This window comes from Pseudomonas helleri, assembly GCF_009600315.1.
GTDB lineage: Bacteria > Pseudomonadota > Gammaproteobacteria > Pseudomonadales > Pseudomonadaceae > Aquipseudomonas > Aquipseudomonas helleri_A.
Window position 1 is genome coordinate 41,183 of record NZ_WIWC01000037.1, and the last position, 10,703, is coordinate 51,885.

The window sequence follows — 10,703 nt, forward strand, 5'->3', positions numbered from 1 at the left end:
AGAACCTAGCGTCTGTGACTGATGAATAAAGCGCGAGCAATGCCCGGATCAGGCCATAGCGGTCAGTCAGGGATTGATATGGATCAATACCTGCTCGCACAAAAAGCCTAAGTGTAGGAGATCGAATGCTCCCGCGTAACCGGCAAAGCTACCTGAATGCGCTGATCAGGGCAAACCAACCGACACCACAGAGCTGGCACTTTGCCACAACCCAAGGCATGCTAGGCGTCCTCTGGGCGTAGGCTTATAGCCATACAGCCAAACCGCAGGATCACAGCTTGCCCAACGTCAACGCGTCAACGTCCACTCGCGCACCCAACCCAGGCCAACGCACTGGCACGCCTGTGCGCGGTACGCTCAAAGGGGCACTGGCGACACTGGTGCTGCTGCTGCTGGGCTTGTTGTTCTGGTTGTTAATTGAGCAATTCCAGGAAACGCTTCAGCAAGAGCGGCTTTGGAGTATTAATTACAGCGCGGATCTGGCTGACAACATCAGCCTGAATATGGCCCTCAGAGCCGAAATCGCGTTGAACCAGTTACCTCAGTACGAGCAGCCAACCACCCCGCGCCAGCAGCAAGCACTGGTCAATCGACTGCGCCAATCCTTGCCGTCCCTGCATAGCCTTGCCTGGCTAACCCCGGGCGGTGAAGTGCTGATCGATAGCACAGGCATTAGCCCCGATGCCGCCTTCCTCGCTGACTGGATCAAATACCGTCAACCCAACCACCGCACCGACGGTTATTACTACGCCAGCAACCGTGACGCCAGTCTTGCTTATTTATTGCTGAGTCAGCCCAGCGGCCCGACCAAGGGTTACTGGCTGCTGCGCATGACCCCGGACTTGCTGCAAAACCTGACACGCCAGAGCGCCGCAGCCAACCGCCCGCAATGGCTGATTGAAAACATGCAAACCGGCAGAGTGCTCAGCCATAGCGACAAATCCGTTCGTCCGGGCTCAGCCATGACTTTGGCGGATAAGGAAGAGACCGTACTGCTGACGCCCTTGAGTCACAGCGACTGGCAACTGCGGGGGTTGTTCAACGAACAGAAAACCCTTGAAGCTTTACTGCCCGGGCTGATTGGCAAGTGCCTGCTGGGCTTGCTGTTTTCATTACTGCCGATTGTCGCGCTGATGAACATGCGCCGCCGCCAACGTCAGTTACATGAAGGACGTCGGCGTTATCACGATATTTTTGAAGGCACCGGAGTGGCGCTGTGCGTGCTTGATCTGGCCAGCTTGCCGGGTTTTCTTGAGCGCGAAAAATTGAACAGTACAGACGCTCTGGCGCGCTGGCTGATCGCGAACCCGGCGCATTACCCGTCATTATTTGAACAGTTGCGCATTACCGAAGTGAATCAGGTGGCCATGCACTTGTTGCAGGTCGAATCTGAAGAAGGCGCCTGGTTAAAACTGATTAACGGTTGCCCAAAAAACACTGCTGCGATTGGTTATCGGTTGATTGAAGCCGTAATAACCCATCAGCATCAGCTTGAGCTGGAAATTAAACTGAGTGATGCCAAGGGTGAAGACCAACACTTATGGCTGGTGGTTCGCGTCCCGGAGACCGAGCAGGACTATCACGCGGTCATTCTGAGCATTACCGACATCACCAGCCGCAAGCTGATTGAGTTATCCCTGCAAGAGCGAGAACGCTTCTGGTCCGAAGTCGTGCGCACCGTGCCTGACCACTTGTACGTTCAAGACGTAAATAGTCAGATGATGATTTTCAGCAATCACCATCTGGGTTATAGCCTTGGCTACAACGACGTTGAATTGCACCAGATGGGCGCTTATTTCTGGGAAATCCTGCTGCACCCCGAGGACGCCGAACGTTACGAACAGCGGCGCATCCTGCAACGTGCCAACGCCTACAGCCAACTGTTGCAGTGCCAGTTGCGTTTTCGCCATCGTACGGGCATGTGGCGACGTTTTGATATACGCGAACAGGCCTTGACCCGTAACGCTCGCGACCAGGTCACGCGGATCATCGGGGTGGCCAAAGACATCACCGACCAGGTTGAAGCCAGCGAATCCTTACGCATGGCCGCCACCGTGTTCGAGCACTCGACCTCGGCCATCCTGATCACGGACCCTGACGGGTTTATCGTGCAGGCCAACGAAGCCTTCAGCCGAGTCAGCGGTTACGCCGTGTCACAGGTACTTGATCAACTGCCCACCATGCTCACCGTGGACGAAGAACAGCAGGCGCACTTGCGCTACATCTTCAAACAACTCAGCCAGCATCGCTCATGGGAAGGCGAGGTGTGGCTCAAACGGCGCAACAGCGAGCACTATCCGGCGTGGGTCGGAATCACCGCGGTGCTGGATGATGAAGGCGATTTGGCCAGTTACGTGTGTTTCTTCAGCGACATCAGCGAACGCAAGGCCAGTGAACAGCGCATTCATCGATTGGCGTATTACGACGCCCTGACTCATCTGCCGAACCGCACACTGTTTCAGGACCGACTGCACACGGCGTTGCAACAGGCCGAGCGGCACAAATCGTGGGTGGTATTGATGTTCCTCGACCTCGACCGTTTCAAGCCTATCAATGACTCGTTGGGGCATGCCGCAGGGGATCGCATGCTCAAAGCTATGGCCATTCGCTTGTTGGCCTGTGTTGGCGACGACGATACCGTGGCCCGCATGGGCGGGGACGAATTCACGTTACTGTTGGAGCCGCGCGATACCCGTGAGCTGGCCCTGAATCGGGCCGTGCATGTTGCCGAACAAATTCTCGCCAGCCTGGTGAAGCCTTTTGTCCTCGAAAGCCGCGAGTTCTTCGTGACAGCCAGTATTGGCATCGCCCTGAGCCCGCAGGATGGCAAAGAACTCAGCCAACTGATGAAGAACGCCGACACGGCGATGTATCACGCCAAGGAGCGCGGTAAAAACAACTTCCAGTTCTATCAGGCCGACATGAACGCCAGCGCGCTGGAGCGCCTCGAACTTGAGAGTGACTTGCGCCACGCGCTGGATCTGCAAGAGTTCATCCTCTATTACCAGCCACAATTCAGCGGCGACGGCAAACGCCTGACCGGGGTCGAAGCCTTGCTGCGCTGGAATCACCCGCGGCGCGGGCTAGTGCCGCCGGGGGACTTCATCCCGGTGCTGGAAGAATTGGGGCTGGTGGTCGAAGTGGGTGACTGGGTGCTGACAGAAGCCTGTCGACAGCTCAAACATTGGCACCAGACCAAAGTGCGGGTCCCTAAAGTGTCGGTCAATATCTCGGCGCGGCAGTTTTCCGATGGGCAACTGGGAACACGCATCGCCAACATCCTCAAGCTGACGGGCTTGCCTCCGGCCTGTCTGGAGCTGGAACTGACCGAAAGCATCCTGATGCGTGAAGTCAGCGAAGCCCTGCACATTCTGGCCAGCCTCAAAAACCTCGGCCTGAGTATTGCTGTCGATGACTTCGGCACGGGTTACTCGTCGCTCAACTACCTCAAACAGTTCCCCATCGACGTGTTGAAAATTGACCGCACCTTCGTCGATGGGCTGCCGCTGGGCGAGCAGGATGCGCAAATTGCCCGGGCCATAATTGCGATGGCCCACAGCCTGAACCTGTCGGTGATCGCCGAGGGCGTCGAGACCCATGAACAACTGAATTTTTTGCGTGAGCACGGTTGCGATGAGGTGCAGGGTTATCTATTTGGCCGACCGGTGCCTGCCGAGCAGTTAGCCTTGCAACTAAAGGCAGCCAGCTGCGAGCTGACCGCGTGAAGTTGGCAGCTCGTCACCATGAATCGCATTCATATGCCAGAAAAAACCCATTGAGTTAGAATGCCCTCCTTTTCTGCCCCCCGATCCTTGAGGACCGCCATGTTCAGCCGTGATTTGACACTTGCCAAGTTCGACGCCGACCTTTTTGCCGCCATGGAGCAAGAAGCTCAGCGTCAGGAAGAACATATTGAGCTCATCGCCTCGGAAAACTACACCAGCCCTGCGGTCATGGAAGCTCAAGGCTCGGTACTGACCAACAAGTACGCCGAAGGTTATCCGGGCAAGCGTTACTACGGCGGCTGCGAATACGTCGACGTGGTTGAGCAACTGGCCATCGACCGCGCCAAGGAACTGTTCGGCGCCGATTACGCCAACGTTCAACCGCACGCCGGTTCTCAAGCCAACAGCGCTGTTTACCTGGCGCTGCTGTCGGCAGGCGACACCATTCTGGGCATGAGCCTGGCTCACGGCGGTCACTTGACCCACGGCGCCAGCGTTTCGTCTTCGGGCAAGCTGTACAACGCCATTCAGTACGGCATCGACGCCAACGGCCTGATCGACTACGACGAAGTCGAGCGTCTGGCTGTTGAGCACAAGCCAAAAATGATCGTGGCCGGTTTCTCTGCCTACTCGCAGATTCTGGACTTCCCGCGCTTCCGCGCCATCGCCGACAAAGTAGGCGCTTACCTGTTCGTCGACATGGCTCACGTAGCTGGTCTTGTCGCCGCGGGCGTTTACCCGAACCCTGTGCCGTTTGCAGACGTGGTCACCACCACGACTCACAAAACCCTGCGCGGTCCACGTGGTGGCCTGATCCTGGCCAAAGCCAACCCTGAAATAGAGAAAAAGCTGAACTCGGCTGTTTTCCCGGGTTCGCAAGGCGGCCCACTGGAGCACGTGATTGCGGGCAAGGCAGTTTGCTTCAAAGAAGCCCTGCAACCTGAGTTCAAGGTTTACCAGCAGCAAGTGGTGAAAAACGCTCAAGCCATGGCATCGGTATTTATCGAGCGCGGTTTTGACGTGGTATCGGGCGGCACTGAAAACCACCTGTTCCTGCTGTCGCTGATCAAGCAAGACATCTCCGGCAAAGACGCTGACGCCGCACTGGGCAAAGCATTTATCACCGTGAATAAAAACTCCGTGCCGAACGATCCACGCTCCCCGTTCGTAACCTCGGGCCTGCGTTTCGGTACTCCGGCAGTCACCACTCGCGGCTTCAAAGTTGAAGAGTGCCGTGAACTGGCGGGCTGGATCTGCGACATCCTCGACGACATTAATAACGAAGCCGTGATTGATGCTGTTCGCGAAAAAGTAAAAGCCATCTGCGCCAAGCTGCCGGTTTACGGCAACTAAGTGTAAATCGCTGAACAAAAAGCCCGGCTCTTGAGCCGGGCTTTTTTGTGCGCGATGGCTTACTTGCGGGCTTTGAGAATCACAAACTTGGGCGTGGCCGCCACTTGTTCTACACCGCGAAACAACTTGGCCAGTTTGCTGTGATAACCCAGATGACGGTTGCCGACAATATACAGAGCACCTCCGACGACCAGCGCTTCACGGGCTTGCTGGAACATGCGCCACGCCAGAAAGTCGCCTACCACTTGCTGCTGGTGGAACGGCGGGTTGCACAGCACCACGTCCAGAGAGTTCGGCGCTTGCCCGGCCAAGCCGTCACCGGCCCGCACAATGACCTCACGATCACCCAGAATAGCCTGCCAGTTTTCACGGGCGGACTGCACCGCCATAAACGACTCGTCAACCAGCGTGTAGTGAGCCTGAGGATTATTCAGAGCGCTGGCAATCGCCAACACCCCATTACCGCACCCCACATCAGCAACACGTCCAGCCCCCAGGTTTTTGGGCAGATGGGGCAGAAAAGCGCGAGTGCCGATATCCAGCCCTTCTCGGCAGAAAACGTTGGCATGGTTGAGCAGCTCAATCGGCGGCTCGTCCAGCTTATAGCGCGATGGGTACGGCGAAACAAACCGCTCTTTAACTTCAGGGGTGGCAATCAGCAAGCGGGCTTTTTTGACCGCCAATGACGCTTGCACCGCCCCGATATATCGCTCCAGCAGATCACCTGCAGCGCGCGGCAAATGCTTGACCATCGCCCCCGCAATCACCTGAGCGTTCGGCGCCAGTTGGCCTTGCAGACGGATGAGCTGTTCCTCAAGCAGCGCCAGGGTTTTCGGCACGCGCACCAACACGCAGTCGAAAGGGCCTGTTAGTGGCTCACTGGCAGGGATAATCGTGACCGCATCAAATGCATGACCGTTGAGAACCAGATTCTTCTCCAGCGCCTGAATGGCGAGAAAAGAGTCGCTGCTGCTGGTGACCTTCATCGTAGCCACCAGGCTGATTGCCAGTGCTCCGAAGCTGTCATTGAGGATCAGTACCCGGCTATCAACGGGTAATCCCTGTTCGGCCACATGGTTGAGTAAATATTCATCCGCAGCATCAAAGGCCTGCAACGGCTCATTCTGCTGTTCAGGTTGGCGGATCAAACGGAGTTGGGCGAACGGGCTTTCGAGCACAGGCATTTATACAAACTCTGGGGCATCGATACCCATGAAATCGCCTTGGGGCGGTTTGACAGGCTATCGAGACCGGTGGGTTTTACAGATGCCGCTGATTTTACTTTTTTTTAAGGCTAATTGCCTGATGCGATTGAGCGCGCTGACGAGGTAACAGCTCTAAAGCGCGCTGAACTAAATAAAACCGCGTTGAGTAGCGAGTACTACCGCGGAAGTCTTATTGCTGGTACCCAGTTTTCTGATCGCACTGCTGATATGAAAATTCACCGTTCGTGTGGTCAGCCCCAGAATCATGCCGACATCCGAAGCGGTTTTGCCTTGAGCTGTCCACCTCAACACCTCTGCCTCACGCAGGGACAAAGGCTCAAGAAGAGCGTGAGGCTTTTGTTCGGATGAAAGCTGGGCGAACACAGCGCTATGTAATTGATTGCACAACCACAACACATCGGCTGCTTTTTCATGAAATTCATCTTTCGTAATAATCGGTTTACTTCTGGCCATGCTCAGAATACTGGTCCTGCCCTGAGTGTCATGCACCGCTTGTGACCAGCCATAGTTCAGCCCGTGAGCCCGAGTTTTTTTCCAGAGTTCGGGGATGCCCCGAAAAACGGACTCACTCCAAATAAGTGGATCAATGGAACGCTGGCAATGACTGACTAATGGATTTTTAAGAGAGGCTTCAAGCCTTTTATAATACTCAGCAAGTTCATTCGGATAGTTAGTAATATTTTTTACACTCATATGAGTGTCTTTTGGGTGAGCAGTGAAGCGCAAGTAGAAATACTCAAACCCATAACACTGAATTCATGGTGAGTGTATTCATATAAGCTATTCGGATTCAGCTTGATAACATATTGTTTTTCATCGGGTATGCACTTAATGCTCATGAGATAGACCGCACCAATGAGAATGACGAATACGGAATTTAGAGTAGGGTACTAGTAGAATCACTGTAGGAAATTACACCACCCCGCACAAAAAAATAAACTTTTTTGATGAGCGGATCGACATATTAAAAAGTACTTAAAAGAGCGCCCGTTAGTTAGATATATGGCGTCAATTTTTTGCTTTGCGAAAAAACAAATAGGGCGAATACTCTATTTTTAGTTGAGAGCTACAACTATATAACTCGTTGCATAGTTAGAAGCGGCACGTCAGAACGCCTTAAGCCACCACTCATTGCAGGTGTTCTCACGAGCAGGTTTGCGCGACACTAGCGCCTCAGCCAACACGGAGCGCCCCATGACCGACAGTGCAGACAAGTTCACACGCCAGACGCTGCTTGAGGTAAACCCTCTGACACCCAGCCTGTTTACGCTGCGCACCACTCGCGACAGAGGGTTTCGTTTCCGCGCCGGGCAATTCACCAAGCTGGGCGTTACCAAAGCCGATGGAAGCACCGTATGGCGAGCGTATTCGGTTGTCTCATCACCTTACGACGAGTTTCTGGAGTTCTTTTCCATCGTGGTGCCAGGAGGGGAATTCACCAGTGAGCTGAGCCGGCTCAAGGTCGGTGACACACTAATGGTTGAGCGACAGGCGTATGGCTATCTAACGCTGGACCGATTTATTGACGGTCGTGACTTGTGGTTACTGGCCACGGGCACGGGAGTGGCACCTTTCCTGTCGATCCTTCAGGACTTTGAGGTCTGGGAGAAATTTGAACGGATCGTGCTGGTCTATAGTGCTCGCGAAGCACGCGAACTGGCCTATCAGGACCTGATAGCTGATTTGGCCCAACGCGAATACCTTGCTGAACACGTGCACAAATTGACCTATATCCCGATAGTGACTCGCGAACACGTGCCGGGGGCACTCAATGGCCGCATCACCACATTGATTGAGAGTGGTGAGTTAGAACGTGCTGCTGGCGTTGAACTAAGCCCTGAACATTCCAGGGTTATGCTGTGCGGCAATCCGCAAATGATTGACGACACGCGCAAACTTCTTAAAGAGCGCAATTTGCAACTTAGCCTGACGCGCCGCCCCGGTCAGGTGGCCGTTGAAAACTACTGGTGATTCAGGCCCTATAAACAACGGCGCCTTAAGGCGCCGCTGTTTAAACAAACCGTTTAAGGCTTGGTGTTCTGTACTTTGAGCAAGTCACGAATCTCACCCAGCAGTTCTTCTTCTTTGGAAGGCAACGGTGGCGCACTTGGAGCCACTGCTTCTTCACGTTTAAGTCGGTTGATTGCCTTTACACCCATAAAGATGGCGAAGGCCACGATAATAAAATCAATAACACTCTGGATAAACTTGCCATAGGCCAACACCACGGCAGGCGCATCCCCCGCTGCAGCTTTGAGGGTAATGGCCAGATCCGTGAAATCCACCCCGCCGATCAACAACCCCAAGGGCGGCATGATCACATCGCCTACAAAGGAGGAAACGATCTTGCCGAACGCTGCGCCGATGATGATACCAACGGCCATATCGACCACGTTACCTTTGACCGCGAAGGCCTTGAACTCACTTATCACGCCCATAGGTTATTCCTTGTTACAGATGAGGTTGAGGGTGAAGTGTAAATCAGCCTGACAGATCTTGCCTGCCAGTCCTCTTTTATGCTCAGCGATTGACCGACAGAGGGCGCAAAAGTTTAAGAAAAGACGCGCTAAATAACCGTTTACGCGCGTTAGGGCCAGACCTTTTTTTCAATCGAGTGTGTGCGACCTTTCTATTTAGAGTTTTCGCTCCAGGCCTCTAGCCTTTGCTCAGCGCCTTGATGCGCAGACAAATAACCAGAGGACTTACGCATGACCACCCCCCTAGGCTCAGGACTGCTTTCGCAGGGTCGCCTGCTGTGTGTTTTAAGCGCCAGCCTGCTGTCGGTTTCAGTTAACGCAGCGACCTTGACGCGCGACAACGGTGCCGCTGTTGGCGACAACCAGAACTCCCAAACAGCTGGCGCCAACGGCCCTGTGATGCTGCAAGACGTGCAGTTGCTGCAAAAACTGCAACGCTTCGACCGCGAGCGTATTCCGGAGCGCGTCGTGCATGCGCGCGGCACGGGTGCTCACGGTACGTTTACCGTCACTAACGACCTGAGCGACCTGACCAAAGCCAAAGTGTTCGCCGCTGGCGTGACCACCCCGGTATTTGTGCGTTTCTCGGCCGTGGTGCACAGCGCTCATTCGCCAGAAACCTTGCGCGACCCACGTGGGTTTGCCACCAAGTTCTACACCGCTGACGGTAACTGGGACTTGGTAGGCAACAACTTCCCGACGTTCTTTATCCGTGATGCCATCAAGTTCCCGGACATGGTTCACGCTTTCAAGCCTGACCCACGCACCAACCTTGATGATGACTCACGCCGTTTTGACTTCTTCTCGCACGTCCCGGAAGCCACCCGCACGCTGACCGAGCTGTACTCCAACGCGGGTACACCGGCCAGCTATCGCGAAATGGACGGCAACGGTGTACACGCCTACAAATTGGTTAACGCCAAAGGCAATATGCGCTATGTGAAATTCCACTGGAAAAGCCTGCAAGGCCTGAACAACCTTGATCCAAAACAAGTGACTCAGGTTCAGGGGCAAGACTACAGCCACATGACCCATGATCTGGTCACGCACATCAACAAGGGCGACTTCCCTAAATGGGATCTTTACGTACAAGTGCTCAAACCTGAAGACCTGAAAACTTTCGACTTTGACCCCTTGGACGCTACTAAAATCTGGCCCAACGTCCCTGAGCGTAAAGTCGGTCAAATGGTGCTGAACCGTAACCCGGCCAACGTTTTCCAGGAAACCGAGCAAGTTGCAATGGCGCCGGCAAACCTGGTGCCTGGCATCGAGCCGTCTGAAGACCGCCTCCTGCAAGGTCGCGTGTTCTCGTACGCCGACACCCAGATGTACCGTTTGGGTGCGAACGCCATGCAATTGCCGATCAACGCCCCACGTGTGGCAGTGAACAACGGCAATCAGGACGGTGCGATGAATGCCGGTCACACCACCACGGGTGTGAACTACCAGCCAAGCCGCTTGATGCCCCGTGAAGAGCCGCAATCTGCCCTTTACAGCCAGATGCCGGTATCAGGCACTACCCAGCAAGCGAAGATCCAGCGTGAGCAAAACTTCAAGCAAGCGGGTGATTTGTACCGTTCGTATAGCAAGAAAGAGCGCAGTGATTTGATTGAAAGCTTTGGCGGTTCGTTGGCAACCACCGATGACGTCAGCAAGCACATCATCCTGTCGTTCCTCTACAAAGCTGACCCTGAGTACGGCACCGGTGTCACCAAAGTCGCAAAAGGGGATCTGGCGCGGGTTAAAGCGCTGGCTGCCAAGTTAGTGGATTAACTTTTTACCCTCACCCCAACCCTCTCCCGCAGGGAGATGGAGCTGATGAGTGTCAGTCCCCTCTCCCTCCGAGAGTGTATGGACCGGGGACATCGCGAACACTTTGTTCGGAGACATAGCGAACAGTTAGCGAAGCGATTTCCCTGATA

General features: G+C 54.6%; 7 protein-coding genes. 4 read left to right on the forward strand and 3 right to left on the reverse strand.

The window, feature by feature from the left end:
- Nucleotides 1-278 precede the first annotated feature (278 nt).
- Complete coding sequence (locus GHN86_RS18445) at nucleotides 279-3,725, forward strand: EAL and GGDEF domain-containing protein (protein ID WP_153387087.1); 3,447 nt, start codon at nucleotides 279-281, stop codon at nucleotides 3,723-3,725.
- A gap of 99 nt (nucleotides 3,726-3,824) precedes the next feature.
- A complete protein-coding gene (glyA, locus tag GHN86_RS18450) occupies nucleotides 3,825-5,078 on the forward strand; it encodes a serine hydroxymethyltransferase (protein WP_153379852.1) in 1,254 nt (417 codons plus the stop codon).
- A 59-nt stretch (nucleotides 5,079-5,137) separates the two neighbouring features.
- On the opposite strand, the gene GHN86_RS18455 is transcribed toward glyA, so the two are convergent.
- Nucleotides 5,138-6,262 (reverse strand): methyltransferase, encoded by a 1,125-nt coding sequence (locus tag GHN86_RS18455; RefSeq protein ID WP_153379850.1) that lies wholly within the window; start codon nucleotides 6,260-6,262, stop codon nucleotides 5,138-5,140.
- A 168-nt stretch (nucleotides 6,263-6,430) separates the two neighbouring features.
- Nucleotides 6,431-7,060 (reverse strand): autoinducer binding domain-containing protein, encoded by a 630-nt coding sequence (locus GHN86_RS23985; protein ID WP_323369990.1) that lies wholly within the window; start codon nucleotides 7,058-7,060, stop codon nucleotides 6,431-6,433.
- A 438-nt stretch (nucleotides 7,061-7,498) separates the two neighbouring features.
- Between GHN86_RS23985 and GHN86_RS18465 the strand changes: the two genes are divergently transcribed.
- Nucleotides 7,499-8,275 (forward strand): ferredoxin--NADP reductase, encoded by a 777-nt coding sequence (locus GHN86_RS18465; RefSeq protein ID WP_153379846.1) that lies wholly within the window; start codon nucleotides 7,499-7,501, stop codon nucleotides 8,273-8,275.
- Nucleotides 8,276-8,328: 53 nt separating this feature from the next.
- Here GHN86_RS18465 and mscL read toward each other — a convergent pair whose 3' ends face one another.
- Nucleotides 8,329-8,742: a large-conductance mechanosensitive channel protein MscL gene (gene mscL / locus GHN86_RS18470; RefSeq protein ID WP_153379844.1), complete on the reverse strand. Its 414-nt coding sequence runs from the start codon at nucleotides 8,740-8,742 to the stop codon at nucleotides 8,329-8,331.
- A 270-nt stretch (nucleotides 8,743-9,012) separates the two neighbouring features.
- On the opposite strand from mscL, the gene katB reads away from it, so the two are divergent.
- On the forward strand, nucleotides 9,013-10,554 hold the full coding sequence (katB, locus tag GHN86_RS18475; RefSeq protein ID WP_153379842.1) for a catalase KatB: 1,542 nt from the start codon (nucleotides 9,013-9,015) through the stop codon (nucleotides 10,552-10,554).
- The last annotated feature ends 149 nt before the right edge of the window (nucleotides 10,555-10,703 follow it).